This is a genomic window from Rhizobium sp. J15, from assembly GCF_002531825.1.
GTDB lineage: Bacteria > Pseudomonadota > Alphaproteobacteria > Rhizobiales > Rhizobiaceae > Rhizobium.
Window position 1 is genome coordinate 1 of the sequence record NZ_NWSX01000023.1, and the last position, 16651, is coordinate 16651.

The following is a 16651-nucleotide window of genomic DNA, read 5'->3' on the forward strand; positions in this document are numbered from 1 at the left end:
CCATCACCGAAAGTTAAACCGGACAGCAGTGGGCTTGTCCCGAGCATCTGCCGTCGGTCGATAGGGCAGTAGATCCTCGGCACAAGGCCGAGGACGACGTCGAGAAGGAATGACGTTTTTCCACAAATTGAGCCCCGGTTCGGCCGGGGCTTTTTCGTGTCAGGCTCTGTCGCAATTTGAGCAGGCAATTTCGCGGAGAGTGCGAATTGCCGCTTGCCACCGCTTTTCAAATCACATAAAGATATCTTTATATCTTGATTGGGCGGGTAATGAGCGAACCTTTGAAGCTTGGACTGGATGGGTTGGTGGACGTCTTGAAGGCGGCCGGCGAGCCTACGCGTCTGCGTCTTCTGGCGCTTCTCGACGGCGGCGATCTGACGGTCACCGATCTCACCGAAATTCTCGGCCAGTCCCAGCCGCGCATCTCCCGCCACCTGAAGCTGCTCGGCGAAGCCGAACTGATCGAACGCTATCAGGAAGGCGCCTGGGCCTATTTCCGGCTCAAGCAGGACGGCAAGGCGGCCATGCTTGTGCGGGCGTTGCTGAAGCATGTTTCCGAGAACGATCCGACCATCCTTCGCGACGGCGAGCGGCTTTCGCAGGTCAAGCGCCAGCGCGCCGAACGCGCCCAGGCCTATTTCAGCCGCAACGCCGCGGAATGGGACGAGCTTCGCCGGCTGCATGCGGCTGACGAGGAAGTCGATGCCGCCGTCATCCGGCTGCTCGGCAACCAGCCGATCGATTCGCTGCTCGATCTCGGCACCGGCACCGGCCGTATCCTCGAATTGCTGTCGGGGCTTTACCGCCGGGCCATCGGCGTCGACGCCAGCCGCGACATGCTGAGCGTGGCGCGCGCCAATCTCGACAAATCACGCATCACCAAGGCGACGGTCCGCCACGCCGATATCCTGAACCTTCCGTTCGAGGGGCAGGATTTCGATCTGGTGACGATCCATCAGGTGCTGCATTTCTTTGACCAGCCGGAAATCGCGATCGCGGAAGCGGCGCGCATGTTGCGGCCGGGTGGCCGGCTCGTGGTCATCGACCTTGCGCCGCACGCGCTCGAATATCTCCGCGACGAACATGCCCATGTCCGTCTCGGCTTCTCGCACCAGGCGATGTCCGACTGGCTGCGCAAGACCGGGCTCGATGTCGAGCAGGTCGTCGATCTTCATCCGGGTCAGCAGAGCGGGCAGGGGCTGACGGTCACCGTCTGGCTCGCGCGCGATCCGAGGCGCCTCATGGCTTCGCAGACGAGCGAAGGCGCCGAACCTACATTTGCCGGGAGAGTATGACATGGCTTTGAACAACGAAGCACGCGGGCGCAACATCGGGATCTCCTTCGAATTCTTTCCGCCGAAATCGGAAGAGATGGAAGGCCAGCTCTGGGAGACCGTCAGCAAGCTGCAGGACTGGGACCCGGATTTCGTCTCGGTGACCTACGGCGCCGGCGGCACCACCAAGGCGCCGACGCTGTCGACCGTCACGCGCTTCCTGGGGCAGACGCCGCTTGCCACCGCTTCGCACCTGACCTGCGTCGGCGCGACGAAGGAAGAGACGCATCAGGTGATCGATACCTTCCGCAAGGCCGGCGTGACGCATTTCGTGGCGCTGCGCGGCGATGCGCCGGGCGGCGCGGGGGCGCCCTACCAGCCGCATCCCGGCGGCTACGCCAATGCGGCCGAGCTGGTGGCCGGCCTGAAGGCGATCGGCGATTTCGAGATCTCGGTGTCCGCCTATCCGGAAAAACATCCGGAAAGCCGCGATACGGCCGCCGATATCGACATGCTGAAGCGCAAGGCCGATAACGGCGCCAACCGGGCGCTGACGCAGTTCTTCTTCGACAACGACAATTTCGAGCGTTACCTGGAGCGGGTGCGCGCTGCCGGCGTCTCGATCCCCATCGTGCCCGGCATCATGCCGATCCAGAACCTGACGCAGCTGAAGCGCTTCGCCGGCGCCTGCGGCACGATCATTCCCGCCTTCCTCGACGAGCGTTTCGCCGGCTACGACGATAAGCCCGAGGAGCGGGCGAAGGTCGCGGCCGAAGTGGCGGCCGAACAGATCGAGGATCTGGTGCGGCGCGGCATCGACGAGTTCCATCTCTATACGATGAACCGCGCGCCGCTGGTTTCCGCCGTGCTCGACAATCTCGGCTTTTCCCGCCGCCCGGCAAAGAGCGCCGGCGCCGCAGCCTGATCTTTGTCTCCGCTCAAAAGTGAAAAGCGCATGTCGGGCGGGACATGCGCTTTTTCTTTGGCGGATTGATCAGGGGAGTTTAGGCACTATCAGCGTTATGCGTTTGTCATCCTGGCTCAGATGAAGAGCATGGATAGGACGAAAGCGAACGCTGCACTGACCAACAGAACATTCAAGGATTGCGTGAGTCCCATGTCTGTCTCCTCGCGTTAACCGGCCGATATTATGTCTGAAATATGTCGGTTGGAAAGCGGATTTTATGCTGCGCCGCCGAAATGGGCGGTGGATAAGTCGAGGATCGTTTTCGCAAGTTATTGATATAAAACGATAATTTATCGCTAATTTTTGTTCACAGATTTTAACGCGGCGTTAAATCAGGCGATTGCGGGTTCACCTATGCGCCGAAAACATGGCGGCCGCGCAAGCGGTTGAAAACATAGAGAATATACAACCGTCACTCAGGCAGGTTTCGTCAGCAGGCGATAGGCGCGGCCATCGAGGATGACGAGGCCGAAACCGATCAGCGCCATGCCGGCGAGTTCGGCGAGGCTCAGCCTTTCGCCCAGGAAGAGCACGCCGAGAAGGATGGCGCCCGGCGGAACCAGCAGGGTGACGAGCGAGGCGTTCGTGGCGCCGGCCATTGCCATGATCCTGAAATAGAGAATGTAGGCGAAGGCCGTCGACAGCAGCGCCAGTGCCAGGATGGCAAGCAGTGCGTCGAGCGGCGGCGCGGCAAGTTCCCAGGGGCGATCGGCGAGCAGCGACAGCGGCAGCGCGATCAACGAGGAGGCGGTCAACTGGCCGGCAGCGGTAACGGGGGAGGGAACGCCCTTGAAACGTTTGCCGTAGGTGGCGGCGAAGCCGTAGGAGACGGCGGCAAGCACCGGAAGCAGCAGCGCCCAGAGCGGCGCTTCGCTGCCGGTGGAGATGCTGGGGCCGATCAGCACGACCGTACCGGCGAGGCCGACGAGGCAGCCGGCGATCTTTGCCGAGGTAAGCTTCTCGTCCGAGGTGAGGTAATTGGCGATGAGCACGGTCCAGATCGGCGTCGTTGCGTTCAGGATCGCCGCAAGGCCGGCGCCGATCCGCGTCTGGCCGAAGAAGATCAGCGCATGTGGCAGGACATTGTTGATGATGCCGAGAAAGAGGAATTCCCGCCAGCGGGCCTTGAGGATCGGATAGATATCGAAACGGCCGGCGATATAGATATGCAGCGCGAGCGCTGCGAGCAGCAGCCTGAGGAAGACGAGGGTCAGCGGCGGTACGTGCTGGACGGCGATGCGGGCAAAGAAGAAAGAGCCGCCCCAGATCAGGCCGAGCAGGACCAGCAGCCCCCAGGTCCAGGCATTCATTCTGCTGTCCATGCCGCTTCCTCCAGCTAAAAGGTTCGGACAGACTTAGCGCAGACCGAAAACGGCGCCACCCGTTTCTTGCGAAGCGGGTGGCGTAAATCGTCAGGGATCAGAGAGCGTTGAGGAGGGCAGGCGTCGCCCAGCCGTCGGCCGGCATGCCGAGGCGCTGCTGCTCCTTCTGGATCGCAACGCGCGTACCGGAGCCGAGAATGCCGTCGATCTCGCCGACATCATGGCCGAGCGATTGCAGCTTGGTCTGTAGCGTCTTCATCTGCTCGTTGGCGAGCCCCTGTTCAGGCGTGCCCTTGAGATAGGTCGGGGCGCCGGAAAGCCGGGTCGCGAAATAGGCGGCCGACGTCGTGTAGATGAAGGACTTGTTCCATTCGAGATAGATCTTGAAATTCGGGTAGGCGATGAAGGCCGGTCCCATGCGGCCCTGCGGCAGCACGAGATCGCCTTCGAGATCGCCGAAGGCGGTGTTGCCGTCGCGGGGCGTGACGCCGAGCGCGAACCACTCGCTGGCCTTCATCGTGCCGCCGAGGCCGGATTTCTCGAAGGGCAGATTGTCGGGCAGGGTGACTTCCTGCAGCCAGGGCTGGCCGCGCTCGAAGCCGAGGTGCTGGATGAATTTCGCCGCTGTCAGGATGGCGTCCGGACCGCTCTGCTTCAGGCGGACATGGCCGTCGCCATCGCCGTCCATGCCATAGGCGATGATATCGCGCGGCAGCATCTGCACCTGGCCGATCTCGCCGGCCCAGGCGCCGGTATTGGTGGCGGGGTCGAGGTCGCCGTGCTGGACCATCTCGATGAGGGCGATCAGCTGCGGTCGGAAGAGCTCCGGCCGGCGGCAGTCATGCGACAGCGTCACCAGGGCGTTGCGGGTGTTGAAATCGCCCTGGACGGCGCCGAAATCGGTTTCCATCGCCCAGAAGGCGGTGATGACGCCCGCGGGGACGCCGAATTCCTGCTCGGCCCGGGCAAAGACGTCGGCATATTGCTTCATCTTCTGGCGGCCGATGTCGAGGCGGGCCTGGCTGACGGTGCGCTGGGAGAATTCGAGGAAGGTCTGCTTGAAGACGCCCTGGGCGCGATCCCGGCTGAGCACCTTGGGATCGATCTCGGCGCCGGCAAGCGCCGCGTCGGCGGCCGCGGCACTGGCGCCGGCGGCAACTGCATCGGCCTTGACGCCCTCAAGGAAGGCGGACAGATCGCCGCCGCAGGGCGCCGCCGCCGGAGCGGAGGCAGCAGGCGCCTGCTGGGCGGCCGCGCCGCCGGCAAAGGTCAGGGCAAACAGGAGGGCGAGTGCAGAGCGGCTTGCGAGCGAGCGGTGCATGAATGCGGTCCTTATAGCAAATAGCAAATGGATGCCCGTCGCTTTCACAGAGGAATGTGACGGAAGCAAGAAAGATTGAAAGACGTTACTAAGAATTTCTATCCTTGGAAACGGTCGCGACCCAGTTGTTCCAGTTCTTTGCGCTGCCGGCAAAGACGTTGATATCGGTCGGCCCCTTGATGCCGGGAACAACGCCGGTCGAGGTATACTGCCAGAAGGCCCAGCGGCGGTCGGAATAGGTCACTTCCGGGTGCTTGGCCACGGAGCGCACCCAGAAATGATAGTCCGGGAAGTAGCCGACGAGATTCTCGCGGTGGAAATCGACCGAAGTATAGATGATCGGCCGTTTGCCGTAATAGGCCTCCAGCCGGTCCATGAAACGCTGCATTTCGGCGCGCACCGTTGCCGGGTCGGGACGATAGCGGCAGGTCTTCGATTCGCCGTTCCATTCGACGTCGAGCACCGGCGGCAGGCGCATGGCGTCCTTCGGCACGTTGCTGATGAACCAGTCGGCCTGTTGGTCGGCCGAGGAGCAGAAATAATAGAAATGATAGGGAGCGTGCGGGATGCCGGCGGCGCGGGCCTCGCGCCAATATTCGTCGAATCGGGGGTCGAGCCTGTCCTTGCCTTCCGTCGCCTTGATGAAGGCGAAGGCGACGCCCGAATTCTTCACCGTCGCCCAGTCGATATCGCCTTGCCATTTGGAGATGTCGATGCCGTGCACATCATTCTGATGCGGGTGCTTCGCGCCGAAATTCTGCGGATCGGTGTCCTTGAAGCGCGTTTTCGGCTTGATCGACGCCGTTTCGAGGTAATCATAACCGGAGGAGGAGCAGCCGGCGAGCATGATGGCCAAAGGCAGAACGCAAAACAAAAGCCGGCGCATGGGTATCCCGTCGTGAACCGAATGATCTCTTTGCCCCACAGCCTGACCTTCGAAAATGACGAGCCCAGCAGAGGTATAACCCTCTTTTCACCATATCAACGTAAAAAATCGGTTAGTTTCAAGCGAATTATGAGCGTTTGCTGATAATTGCCGCCCGCCAGGCATAACCGCCGCCGACGGTTTCGAAGACCAATCGCGCCTTGTTCTCTTCGGCCTGGGCTTCCAGTACCTCGCGCAGGTCGCGGCGCGGGGTGACGTGGAACTTGGCGAGCCAGGACTGGAGCATGCGGCGGAACCAGCGCGGCAGGCCCTCCTGCTGGCCGAAATCGACGATATGGAGCTGGCCGCCGGGATTGAGCGCGGCGATCGACGCGTCGACGGCGCGCTCCCAATCCGGGATCATCGACAGGGCATAGGAAATGAGGATGCGGTCGAAGCCGCTGACGCCGAATTCGCGCGGTGTGAAGGCCGTGGCGTCGGCGACGCGGAATTCCGGAATGGTCGCTTTGGTGGCGAAGGTCTTGCGCGCCGAGATCAGCATTTCCTGGGAAATGTCGAGGCCGAACAGCTTGGCGGTCGGGAAGTGCCTGTGGGCCAAAGCCATGTTGCGGCCGGTGCCGCAGCCGACCTCGAGCAGGGTGCCACCTTCCGGCACGTCGAGATTGCGGATCGTGCTGTCGCGGCCGAGAAGATAATATTTGCGGGTGAGGTCGTAGATGTGGCGCTGGTAGCGGTACATGCCATCCATGAGGCTGGCATGCTGATCGCTCTTTCCCACCGTCTCGGCGCCGACCTTGCTCACGCCTTCTTCCCGTAGATGTGGAAGCCGCCGTAGATCGCCGAGCGGTCGAGTGCGGTCAGTTCGCGCGACTTCTCCTCGAAGTAGTCCCACTGGTCGCGGATCGACGGAGACAGGCGGCCTTCGATGATGCTCTTTTCGGCGGCGGTGCGGAAGATCACGCGCGCACCTTCGCGCGCCGTGCGGGTGATCTCCCGCCAGACGTCGTTCAGCTGCCCGTCGGTCATCCAGTCCTGCGCGTCGAGCAGGATGTAGCGATCGCGCGAGGAAGCCGGCTCGCGGGCCAGAAGCTCGGTAAAGCTTGCATGGTGAACGTTGACGCGGTCGACATTGGCGCGGATCACTTCGTAGTGCTCCGGCTTCAGATAGGTCGGCAGCGGGCCTTCCTCTGCGGCCGCATAGCGGCGGCCGAAGGCCTGCCAGGCGAAATAATTGTCGCGCATCGGGAAGTGACAGGCGAGCTTTTCCAGGCGGTGCTTCAGCACCGGCGCGATCGAATGATCGTCGGCAAGGCTTGCGAGCTCGTCATATTGCTGCGGCGGAATGCCGAGACCGAAGAGAGAGCTCTTGCGGCCGGTGATCCAGCGCACGACCGGCTTTTCGAATAGGGGCGCGATCTGCTCGTCGAAGAACTGGCGCTGCTCGCGGATCGAGCGGGTCTTGGTCATTTCACGCAGCTTGACGCCGTGCAGGCGGGCAAGAAGATGGGCCGCGCCGATGAAGCGGCCGAGCAGGCCGGTTTCGTAGATATTGCGGTCGAAGACGGTGACGCGACGACGGCCGAACTTGCGGCCGTTCCAGTAGCTGCGGGTCGCCTCGTCGAGCTTGGCGGCGAGATGCCGGTCGAAGGCGCGGCTGTTCGACTTCTCGTTCGGCATCGCCAGGAAGCGGACCAGATCGGAATGGCCGGGCAGATGCTTGAAGGCGGCAAGCTTCAGGCGGTTCAGCGCGATGTGGTGCGGGTTGAGATCGACGACGTCGATCGAGGCCGGCGCCTTGGAGAGATAGGCGAGCATGTTGCAGCCGCCGGAACCGATGGTGACGATGCGATGATTGGGCTTCAGCTCCATAGCCTGCATGTCGAGATCCGGATCCTCCCAGATCTGCGGATAGACGAGGCCGGAGAAGAGCAGACCGAAGAGACGCTCGGAAAAACCATCCTTCGAAAAAGCCTTGTGGCGGAGAAGGGCGTCCTTGAGTTTCCGGTTCTTGCGGAAGCCGGCATCCGGTGCAAATTCCGACATGAGTCTGTCACCTTTTTAGCGTTCAGGGCGTGTAGCGCGCCACTGCTACAGTTTGATGACGTGGGCTGTGGGCCTGCGCCGTTCGAAAGGATCCTCCTCCTCGGAAAGTGATCGGGGTGAGGGATCTTCTTTGCGCCGCCCCCTTTCCGGCGGGCGGAATTCCTGCTTCTCTCCGGGCATTCGGAGGAATGCCATGCGATTTGTGCTGCGTGTCCTGAAGGCGCTTGCTCTCCTTCTCGTTCTCATCGTCGTTGCCGGCGCCGCCTGGCTGTATGTCCGGCCGCCGGAGCTTCTGCGCGTCGGCGACGGCTATGCCGCCAAGATCGTCTGCTCCAATGTCTTCATCGCCGGCCGCAATGCCGAGGATGTGCTGGAGGACGACGTGCAGGCGCCGGGAAACCCGCTGCTGCGGCTGGTGCGCGTCAGCGTCGATCATGACAACGGCCGGGTGACGGCCCGCTTCATGGGGCTGTTCGCATCGAGTTATGCGCTCTATCGCAGCGGGCTCGGCTGCACGAGCGTGCCGGATGGCGATTTCGAGGCGGCGGAGAAGGCCGTGCCCTTCGATCCGCCGGCCAGGATGGAGACGAGTGACGCCTCGTGGCCGCAGGGCGAGGGCGTCGGCGATGCCGACGGCAAGATCGCCGCGGTGCTGGCCGATGCCGGGCTTGCCGGCCCGTCGATGCGGGCGATCGTCGTGGTGCGCGATGGCCGCATCGTCGCGGAAGCCTATGGCTCCGGCTTCTCGGCCAAGACGCCGCTGATCGGCTGGTCGATGACGAAGACGGTGAATGCGGCGATCCTCGGCCGGCTGATGCTCGACGGCAAGATCTCCTTCGACGACGATCATCTGCTGGCGCAGTGGAAGGACGATGCGCGCGCCAAGATCAAGGTTTCCGACCTGCTCGGCATGGAGAGCGGCCTTGCCTTCAACGAGAATTATGGCGATGTCGCCGATGTGACGCGCATGCTCTATCTCGACCCCGATATGGTATCGCTGCCGGCCAATGCGCCGATGGAGGCCGCGCCCGGCAAGCGGTTCCGCTATTCGAGCGGCACGGCGGTGCTCCTGTCGCGCATCTGGATGGACAGGGTCGGCAATGCGCAGGCGGCCTTTTCCTATCCGCATGACGCGCTGTTTGCGCCGCTCGGCATGACGAGCGCCGTCTTCGAACTCGATGCGCGCGGGACGTTCGCCGGCAGTTCCTATCTCTATGCGACGGCGCATGACTGGGCGCGCTTCGGGCAGTTCCTGCTGCAGGACGGCGTATGGAACGGCCGGCGGCTGTTGCCGGAGGGTTTCGTCGGCGCCATGCGCACGCCGACGGCGGCCTCGAACGGCCAGTACACGCAGGGTCAGGCCTGGCTTGCGCCCGGCGGCGGCTCGAGCGCCGCGTTCGGGCTGCCGGAGGACACGTTCTGGCTGTCGGGGCATGACGGGCAGAGCATGGCGATCGTGCCGTCCGCCAATCTGGTCGTCGTCCGGCTCGGACTGACGCCATCCTGGCTCGATTACCGGCCGCGGACGCTTCTCAAGGCGATCCTGGCGGCCTTGCCGCCGTCCGGCGCGCCGCAGCAGCAGGCCGGATCACAGCAACGCACGCAGGCGCAGCCATAGAGCGTGTCGCGCAAAAGTGTGCGCGGTTTTGCGATAACGACACGCGAGAAAATAAAGACCTAAAGCACGGGAGCGAATCTGAAAGATCGCGACGTGCTTTGGGCCGGCGCTTGTGCGCCGAGCTTGTCTCAATCGTCGATGTCAGTAATTGCCCTGGGCGATGTCGTTCATGCCCTTGCGCTTGGCGTCGTAGTAATAACCGCGCGCATATAGGCGGACGGCGTCATCTTCCTTGCTGTCGGAGACGAGCCAGGCGCCGCGCAGATATTTCGCGGCATATTTGATGTTGGTCTCGGCGTCGAAGAGGCCGCCCGGCGCACCGTCATAGCCCATCGACTTGGCGGTGTTGTATTTGATCTGCATGAGGCCGAAATAGCCGCGCTTGTTGTAGGCCTTCGGATTGTAGCGGCTCTCGCGATGGACGACGCGGTGGAGCAGCGTTTCGGGAATTTCGTAAAGTTTCGAATATTTCTGGATCAGCTTGGAGACGAAGCTCTTCTCGACGGTCGGCGCATCGTCCTTGTCGTCGTCGCTGAACATCGGCGGCGCCGTCGGCGGATCGATCGGCCCGGATTCGTCGAAGCCGTAATCCATGGAGCGCGGCGTGGTGTCGACCGCGGCAAGGGCTGCCAGCGCGCTGTTCTGCGGGGTGGCGGCAAAGGCAAGCTGCGTTGCCGGCTGCGCCGGCGTGCCCGGGCGCGGCGTCGGCACGACGGACTGAATGGCGGTCATTTCGGGCGTCAGCGGGATCTGCGCATAGGCTGTCGGCTGCATGCCTGCCTGGATGGTGAGATCGGCGGCTTGAGAAGCGGTGACCGCCGGCATCGCCGTTGCGGTCAGCGACGGGCCTGCCTGCGTCGGAAGAACGGCGCCTGCGACTGCGGCAGCGCCTTCGGCTGTCGGAACCGCGGCAAGCATCGCGTCTTCGCCGGGCTTGGGTGTCGGCACCACGGTCTGAAGAGCTGTCAGTTCGGCCTGAGAGGTGTATTCGACGCTCGTGCAGCCGGTCATCACGCCGCAGCAGAGCACCGTAGAAACGACAAGACTGCGTTTCAGGCCGGACAATCCGATCGCTACCATTCCGTCACTTTCGTGAAATCGCGCCGCCCCGGCAGCGTTATAAAAGTTACTAAAAAGCTTAAACCTGACGACCCCATTAACCTATTCGTTGCATTCCGGCAACCACGGAATGTTTCTACGCTGCAATACGGCGATACCCGGCCGTTACGGCGCCTGCAGCGATCAGCAGCGTGCCGCCGGTCCGGTTTACGGCGCGCTGGACGCTCGCCTTGCGAATCAGTCCGCGAGCGGAATGGGCGAGAAACGCGTAGGTGGCGGCGTTGAGGATCGCCAGCACGAGGAAGGTCGCTTCCATGATCGCCATCTGTCCGAGGAAGGGCAGGGCCGGATTGAGGAACTGCGGCACGAAGGCGACGAAGAAGACGATGCTCTTCGGGTTGAGGGCGGTGACGACATAGGCGTGGAGGAAGATCCTGAGCGACTTTTCCTCAGGCAGATTGTCGTTGTCGGCGACGGGCTCACCGATCACCGGAGCCCGCCAGAGCTTGATTCCCAGCCAGATCAGGTAGGCGCCGCCAATCCACTTCAGGACGGTGAAGAGGGTGGCGGAAGCCGCCAGCACCGCGCCGAGGCCGAAGAGGGAGGCCGTCATCGCGGTGAAGTCGCCAAGCGCCACGCCGCTGACCGTTGCAAGCGCGGTGCGGCGGCCATGGCCGAGCGCATAGGAGACGACGAGCAGTATCGTCGGCCCCGGTATCGCCAGCATGATGGCGGATGCGGCCGCAAAAGCGAGCCAGGCTTCAAGCGACATGGTGTCTCCTCCTATTCCTCAGGAATAAGCAAAGACATCATATTAACCATCCGTCAATCACGCTTCTTTGTATTTCTGGCCTATATTGTCCATGACTTCGGCAAACCATGCCGTAGACAGGTCAAAAGCCTTGCCACCCTTGATGCGCGGGAATTCTATAGTGCGCAATTTACCGTTCTGCGCTTCATCGTGGCCGGTGACGCCGGAGACTTTATTGAGCGCGCTTTCGACGGCGAGATCGACCATGCTCTGGATCAGCCTGAGATCGTCGCCGTTGGCCGGGGCCGAGCGGGCGAAATAGCCCGACTTCTGCACCAGCGAGCGCTCGGCGTTCAGGAGATTGGCGAACTGCTTCTGGAACCAGGCGCCGACATTGATCGTGTCGATCTTCACATGGCCGAAGGCGTCGCGCTTGATGGTCTCGCCGGCCGCTTCCCGCTCGGCGACGATGGCGTCGAGGCAGGCGCCTTCCGAGACGAAGACGGTGGCGTGGCCGGTGCGGTCCATGATGTCCTTCAGGCGGGCGGCTTCGGCGTCGAGGTCGAAGGCCATTTCGGGCAGGTAGACGGCGTCGATGCTTTTCAGATGCGCGTCCATCATCAGGCCGCCGACATATTGGTTGCGGCTCGTGCGCTGGAGATAGGCGCGAGCGGTGGCGGCCGTCAGCCAGCCGCAATGGCGGCCCATCACCTCATGGATGACAAGGGTGCGCGGCGCGGCCGTCTGTTCGTTGCTGACATTGTCGAAGAAATGCGCGCCGACTTCGGCGGCCGTCCAGGCGCCGAGCGACTGGCGGATCGGCACGACGTCGTTGTCGACGGTCTTCGGCAGGCCGACGACGGTGAGGTTGTAGCCGTTGGCGGCGAGATAGGCGGCAAGGTCGGCAGCGGTGGTGTTGGTGTCGTCGCCGCCGATCGTGTGGAGAATGGTGATGCCGTCATCGGCGAGCCGTTCGGCGGCGACCCGCAGCGGGTTCTCGCCTTCCTTGACGAGGCCGCGCTTGACGCAGTCGGCGGCGTTGGTGAGCTTGACGCGGCTGTTGCCGATCGGCGAGCCGCCATAGCGGTGCAGGAGCGGCGCCTTTTCGCGTATGTCGCGGCTGATCTCGATGCGGTCTCCGAGCAGTACGCCCTGGTAGCCGGACTTGTAGGCGACGATATCGATCTCGGGGGCCACGTCGCTGTAACGTTCGATGAGGCCGCCGACGGCGGAGGAAAGACAGGGGGCCAGGCCTCCGGCGGTCAGCATTGCGACTTTCTGTTTGGCCATGATTTCCCTCCTATGGTGTTCAGTGCGGCAGCGTTAGCTAGCGCATGGATGCGGCAGGGAGAGGGCCCTGTAAAGTAAAGAATTTACGAAAAACGTGCCTTTTTGCCGAGTTAAACGGCAAAGCTGGCGGGAAGCGCCGATATAATCGTTTCAAGCCCGTGCTGCCGGTCGGGAACTGTTTGTGGAAATCGGGGGTTAAGCAGTGAGCGAGGGTGGTGAGGGACGTCCCGCTCACGCCAGATCAGGCGAAAGCGATCGATCGCTTGCTGCGGCGCAATAATTACCGAATCGTGAAAACTGTTTTCGATCCTACGACCAATAGTCGCCTTGCAAAGGCTACGATTCTTTGGTCAAGCTGATTTCTCATACTTGACTATCGTGCGAGAGATTTTCGATGTCCTTCTGGGAAAAACTGTTGAATGCCATTGGCAATACCGCGGGCAATGCGCTTTCCGCGGTGGTCGAGGCTATCCGGACGGTTTTCGAAGGCGATCCGGAAACGCGCCGCAAGGTGGCTTTCTCGGTGGCGATCATCGCGCTTTCGGCCAAGATGGCGAAGGCTGACGGCATCGTGAGCGAGAAAGAGGTCGAGGCCTTCCGCGAAATCTTCGAATTTCCCGAGGATCAGGCCAAGAACGTCGCCAGGCTCTATAATCTCGCCCGTCAGGACGTTGCCGGCTACGAAGCCTATGCCGAGCGGCTCTCCACGCTCTGCGTCACCTGCGCGGCCAATTGCCCGGTGCTGGAAGACGTGCTCGACGGCCTGTTCCACATCGCCAAGGCCGATGGGCTGATCCACGAGAAGGAATTGAATTTCCTCAGCCATATCGCCGAGATCTTCCAGATGAGCGAGACCCGCTTCGAGCAGATCGCCGCCCGCCATGTCTCGTCCGGCGGCGATCCGTACAAGGTGCTCGGCGTGTCGCCTTCCGACGATTTTCCGACGATCCGCCGCCGTTACTACGGCCTCGTCAGCGAACATCATCCGGACCGGCTGGTTTCGCGCGGGGTGCCGAAGGAGTTCCATGTGATCGCCAATGAGCGCATGGCGGCGCTGAACGCCGCCTATGCGGCGATCGAGAAGGAACGCCGCGCCGCATGACCTCTTTCGAGGCGGATTACCGAAATGCCCGCGTGCGGCCGTCGCCCAACCACGGCGAGCGGGCGGACGGGCGCCATCCCGACATGATCCTGCTGCACTATACCGGCATGCCGACGCCGGAGGGCGCGCTCGACTGGCTCTGTCGGGACGAGAGCCAGGTTTCCAGCCATTATTTCGTGCATGAGAATGGCGAGGTCATCCAGCTCGTTCCGGAGGCGCGGCGCGCCTGGCATGCGGGCAAGAGCAGCTGGCACGGCGAGAGCGATATCAATTCGCTGTCGATCGGCATCGAAATCGCCAATGCCGGCCATCCCGGCGGCCTTCCCGACTTTCCGAAAAAGCAGATCGCCGCAGTGATCGAATTGTGTCGCGACTGTGTCAAACGTTGGTCGATCGCACCGGAACGGGTGCTCGGGCATTCCGATGTCGCCCCGATTCGCAAGGTCGATCCGGGTGAAAAGTTCCCTTGGGCGGAGCTCCACCGGGCGGGCGTGGGGCACTGGGTCGAGCCGGCAACGATCACCGGCGGACGCTTCTTCCAGTGCGGCGATGCCGGCCAACCCGTCGAAGCACTGCAGTCGATGCTGTCGCTCTATGGTTACGGCACTGAAATCACGGGGCAATTTTCAGAAAAAACGGCAGGCGACGTGGAGGCTTTCCAGCGGCATTTTCGGCCCGAACGGATAGATGGCATCGCCGATTTCTCGACGATCGACACGCTGCACCGGCTACTGTCGGCTTTGCCGCGTTATTCCTGATTCCTCGACAATTACTGAAACGCCGAATTTCGCACTGCAGCGCGAAATTCGGCCTGCCACATCATTTCCCTATTATCTCCTCATTGCGATGGTCTAAGAACCTCCGCCAAGCGGTACTCGGGGCTGTTTTCGAGTTAAACCACGGGCGCTATGTGAAACGATAAGAATTGCCGCGAATCCAGATCGGTCATTGATCTGGTATTCATTATGACAGCGAGGCGCGCCGTCCGGAAATTCTTTGGGTCGGAGTGTTCAAGACTACATGAGAAAACTGATTGTTGTTGCTGCAACATGCGCTGGCATGGTGCTGGCCGGAAATAGCTTTGCCTTTGCGAATGATTGGGGTGTGCGAGCTGATGCGCCGGTGAAGAAAATCGAGCGTCCTTCGAAGAATACAGAGCGTTCGTTGAAGAAAGCGGAGCGTTCGGGCAAGCCGGCGAAGCGTCCGCTCAAGACGGCGGAACGCACACTGAAGACGGTCGAGCGCCAGAGCGGTTATCCCGTCGCCAATGTTTCCGGCAATTCCTATTCCGCACTGATCAGCAAATATGCGAACCAATATGATGTACCGGTTGCGCTTGCGACCGCTGTCATCCGTATCGAAAGCAATTTCAATCCGAATGCGCGCGGCAGCCACGGTGAAATCGGCCTGATGCAGATAAAGCCTGCAACTGCCCGCATGATGGGCTATTCCGGCAGCGCCAAGGGCCTGTTCGATCCGGAAACCAACATCAAGTACGGCATGAAATATCTGGCTGCCGCCCATGATCTCGGTGGTGGCGAGACCTGCAACACCATCCTCAAATACAATGCCGGTCATGGCGCCACGCGCATGAACCCGGTGTCCAAGTCCTATTGCGGCAAGGTTCTCGCAATGCTCTGAAGCGCTTATCCCTGACAAGAGCTGGATGATTCAAGATGATTGCCATGGTATCGCTGGAATTTAGCGAGGTGGGATATGGCAGTCGACTTCAGGTTCATGATCATCGGACGCGGCATGATGGGTGCCGCGGCCGCCCGGCATCTTTCTACGATGGCCGATGGCATCGCGCTGATCGGCCCGCCGGAGCCCGAGGAGCGCAAGACCCATCACGGCGTCTTTGCCAGCCATTATGACGAAGCGCGCATCACCCGCACCTTCGACGGCAATCTCGCCTGGGGAACCTTCGCCGCCCGGGCGCTCGACCGCTACCGCGACATCGAGGCGAAGAGCGGCATTTCCTTCTTTTCGGAAGCCGGCTGCCTCTTTGCGGGTCCGCCGCCCAAGCACGAGCAGGACTTTCTTCTCCGGGCGCAGGCCGTCAGCCGGACGCTCGGCAGCGATATCGAGATCGTCGCGCCGGCGGAGCTTGGCCGGCGTTTTTCGTATCTTAATGTCGGTTCCGATTTCAGCGGATATTTCGAGCGCAAGCGCGCCGGGCATATCAACCCGCGGGCGCTGGTGCGCGCGCAGGTGAGGCTTGCCGAACGGGGCGGCGTTTCCCTGATCAAAGAGACCGTGACATCGGTGCGCGACGCCGGTTCCTATGTCGAAGTGACGGCCGGTGCGAGAGGCTACAGGGCCGAACGCGTGCTGGTCGCGGCCGGCGGTTTCAGCAATTTCAACGCCCTGCTGCCGCGTCCCCTCGATCTCACCGTGAAGGCGCGCACGGTCGTCTTCTATGAAATCGGCGAGCGCGAGATGGCTGTATTCGGCGACATGCCGTCGACCATCGTGCTCGGCGACCGGGAGGAGGACCACATCTATATCCTGCCGCCGGTGCGTTATCCCGATGGCAAGACCTATCTGAAGCTCGGCGGCGATACCGAAGCGCTTACCTTCGGCCGGCTGGAGGATGCCGGCGCGTGGTTCCGTTCCGACGGCAGTGCGGCCGAGCGCGATCATCTCTCGGCGATCGCCCTGCAACTGATGCCGGAGCTTGCCGGCTGCCCGGTCACATCAGGGCCGTGCGTCGCGAATTTCACGCCGACCGGCTATCCCTATGCCGGTTTCACCCAGTCGCCGCGCATCTCGGTGCTGACCGGCGGCAATTTCGTCGCCGCCAAATCCTCCGACGAACTCGGGCGTCTGGGCGCCGTGCTTCTCAGGGAAGGGCGGCTCGGGGACGAGGATTTCGGCCGCGAGTTGGCTCCAGTCTTTGCCTAAAGCGCATCGCGATCTTTCAGATTCGTTCGTTGCGCTTTAGCTTTTGTTTTTTCACGCACGTCGTTGCCGCAAAACCGCTGCACACTTTTGCGCGACATCCTCCAGAGGAATATC

15 protein-coding genes are annotated in these 16651 nt (G+C 62.1%); 7 read left to right on the plus strand and 8 right to left on the minus strand.

Annotated features, from left to right (window positions below):
• Positions 1-269 precede the first annotated feature (269 nt).
• Positions 270-1295, plus strand: a complete 1026-nt coding sequence (locus CO670_RS19500) for a metalloregulator ArsR/SmtB family transcription factor (RefSeq protein WP_097591765.1) — start codon at positions 270-272, stop codon at positions 1293-1295.
• Position 1296: 1 nt separating this feature from the next.
• Complete coding sequence (metF, locus tag CO670_RS19505) at positions 1297-2199, plus strand: methylenetetrahydrofolate reductase [NAD(P)H] (RefSeq protein WP_097591766.1); 903 nt, start codon at positions 1297-1299, stop codon at positions 2197-2199.
• Between the two features lie 458 nt (positions 2200-2657).
• Here the strand turns inward: metF and CO670_RS19510 are convergent, their stop codons facing one another.
• From CO670_RS19510 to CO670_RS19530, 5 genes are all read right to left on the minus strand, one after another.
• The gene (locus CO670_RS19510) at positions 2658-3563 is read right to left on the minus strand and encodes a DMT family transporter (protein ID WP_097591767.1); all 906 of its coding nucleotides are present in this window, start codon (positions 3561-3563) and stop codon (positions 2658-2660) included.
• A 97-nt stretch (positions 3564-3660) separates the two neighbouring features.
• Entirely contained in the window at positions 3661-4884 is a 1224-nt protein-coding gene (locus CO670_RS19515; RefSeq protein ID WP_097591768.1) for a lytic murein transglycosylase, read from the minus strand.
• 88 nt (positions 4885-4972) lie between these two features.
• A complete protein-coding gene (locus tag CO670_RS19520) occupies positions 4973-5770 on the minus strand; it encodes a GH25 family lysozyme (RefSeq protein ID WP_097591769.1) in 798 nt (265 codons plus the stop codon).
• A 127-nt stretch (positions 5771-5897) separates the two neighbouring features.
• The gene (locus CO670_RS19525; RefSeq protein WP_097591770.1) at positions 5898-6572 is read right to left on the minus strand and encodes a class I SAM-dependent methyltransferase; all 675 of its coding nucleotides are present in this window, start codon (positions 6570-6572) and stop codon (positions 5898-5900) included.
• Complete coding sequence (locus CO670_RS19530) at positions 6569-7813, minus strand: DUF3419 family protein (protein ID WP_097591771.1); 1245 nt, start codon at positions 7811-7813, stop codon at positions 6569-6571. The genes CO670_RS19525 and CO670_RS19530 overlap by 4 nt, the downstream gene beginning before the upstream one ends.
• 193 nt (positions 7814-8006) lie before the next feature.
• Here CO670_RS19530 and CO670_RS19535 point away from each other — a divergent pair, with 193 nt between their 5' ends.
• Entirely contained in the window at positions 8007-9431 is a 1425-nt protein-coding gene (locus tag CO670_RS19535) for a serine hydrolase (RefSeq protein WP_097591772.1), read from the plus strand.
• 141 nt (positions 9432-9572) lie between these two features.
• On the opposite strand, the gene CO670_RS19540 is transcribed toward CO670_RS19535, so the two are convergent.
• From CO670_RS19540 to CO670_RS19550, 3 genes are all read right to left on the minus strand, one after another.
• Positions 9573-10511: a lytic transglycosylase domain-containing protein gene (locus tag CO670_RS19540; protein ID WP_097591773.1), complete on the minus strand. Its 939-nt coding sequence runs from the start codon at positions 10509-10511 to the stop codon at positions 9573-9575.
• A gap of 115 nt (positions 10512-10626) precedes the next feature.
• Complete coding sequence (locus tag CO670_RS19545; protein WP_088673224.1) at positions 10627-11262, minus strand: LysE family translocator; 636 nt, start codon at positions 11260-11262, stop codon at positions 10627-10629.
• 57 nt (positions 11263-11319) lie between these two features.
• A complete protein-coding gene (locus CO670_RS19550) occupies positions 11320-12531 on the minus strand; it encodes a pyrophosphate--fructose-6-phosphate 1-phosphotransferase (RefSeq protein ID WP_097591774.1) in 1212 nt (403 codons plus the stop codon).
• A gap of 394 nt (positions 12532-12925) precedes the next feature.
• On the opposite strand from CO670_RS19550, the gene CO670_RS19555 reads away from it, so the two are divergent.
• The 4 genes from CO670_RS19555 (at position 12926) to CO670_RS19570 (ending at position 16537) form a co-directional block, all read left to right on the plus strand.
• Positions 12926-13633 carry a DnaJ family molecular chaperone gene (locus CO670_RS19555; protein ID WP_097591775.1) on the plus strand — a complete coding sequence of 236 codons (708 nt, stop codon included), beginning with the start codon at positions 12926-12928 and terminating at the stop codon, positions 13631-13633.
• Positions 13630-14391 carry an N-acetylmuramoyl-L-alanine amidase gene (locus CO670_RS19560; RefSeq protein ID WP_097591776.1) on the plus strand — a complete coding sequence of 254 codons (762 nt, stop codon included), beginning with the start codon at positions 13630-13632 and terminating at the stop codon, positions 14389-14391. Before CO670_RS19555 ends, CO670_RS19560 begins: the two co-directional genes overlap by 4 nt.
• Positions 14392-14653: 262 nt before the next feature.
• Positions 14654-15274, plus strand: coding sequence for a lytic transglycosylase domain-containing protein (locus CO670_RS19565; protein WP_097591777.1), 621 nt, complete (start codon positions 14654-14656; stop codon positions 15272-15274).
• A gap of 75 nt (positions 15275-15349) precedes the next feature.
• On the plus strand, positions 15350-16537 hold the full coding sequence (locus CO670_RS19570; protein WP_097591778.1) for an FAD-dependent oxidoreductase: 1188 nt from the start codon (positions 15350-15352) through the stop codon (positions 16535-16537).
• The last annotated feature ends 114 nt before the right edge of the window (positions 16538-16651 follow it).

Bases quoted from the DNA above. Each gene is read 5' to 3' on its own strand.
- CO670_RS19500 (WP_097591765.1), top strand. From the start codon at position 270: ATGAGCGAACCTTTGAAGCTTGGACTGGATGGGTTGGTGGACGTCTTG.
- metF (WP_097591766.1), top strand. From the start codon at position 1,297: ATGGCTTTGAACAACGAAGCACGCGGGCGCAACATCGGGATCTCCTTC.
- CO670_RS19510 (WP_097591767.1), bottom strand. From the start codon at position 3,563: ATGGACAGCAGAATGAATGCCTGGACCTGGGGGCTGCTGGTCCTGCTC.
- CO670_RS19515 (WP_097591768.1), bottom strand. From the start codon at position 4,884: ATGCACCGCTCGCTCGCAAGCCGCTCTGCACTCGCCCTCCTGTTTGCC.
- CO670_RS19520 (WP_097591769.1), bottom strand. From the start codon at position 5,770: ATGCGCCGGCTTTTGTTTTGCGTTCTGCCTTTGGCCATCATGCTCGCC.
- CO670_RS19530 (WP_097591771.1), bottom strand. From the start codon at position 7,813: ATGTCGGAATTTGCACCGGATGCCGGCTTCCGCAAGAACCGGAAACTC.
- CO670_RS19535 (WP_097591772.1), top strand. From the start codon at position 8,007: ATGCGATTTGTGCTGCGTGTCCTGAAGGCGCTTGCTCTCCTTCTCGTT.
- CO670_RS19540 (WP_097591773.1), bottom strand. From the start codon at position 10,511: ATGGTAGCGATCGGATTGTCCGGCCTGAAACGCAGTCTTGTCGTTTCT.
- CO670_RS19545 (WP_088673224.1), bottom strand. From the start codon at position 11,262: ATGTCGCTTGAAGCCTGGCTCGCTTTTGCGGCCGCATCCGCCATCATG.
- CO670_RS19550 (WP_097591774.1), bottom strand. From the start codon at position 12,531: ATGGCCAAACAGAAAGTCGCAATGCTGACCGCCGGAGGCCTGGCCCCC.
- CO670_RS19555 (WP_097591775.1), top strand. From the start codon at position 12,926: ATGTCCTTCTGGGAAAAACTGTTGAATGCCATTGGCAATACCGCGGGC.
- CO670_RS19560 (WP_097591776.1), top strand. From the start codon at position 13,630: ATGACCTCTTTCGAGGCGGATTACCGAAATGCCCGCGTGCGGCCGTCG.
- CO670_RS19565 (WP_097591777.1), top strand. From the start codon at position 14,654: ATGAGAAAACTGATTGTTGTTGCTGCAACATGCGCTGGCATGGTGCTG.
- CO670_RS19570 (WP_097591778.1), top strand. From the start codon at position 15,350: ATGGCAGTCGACTTCAGGTTCATGATCATCGGACGCGGCATGATGGGT.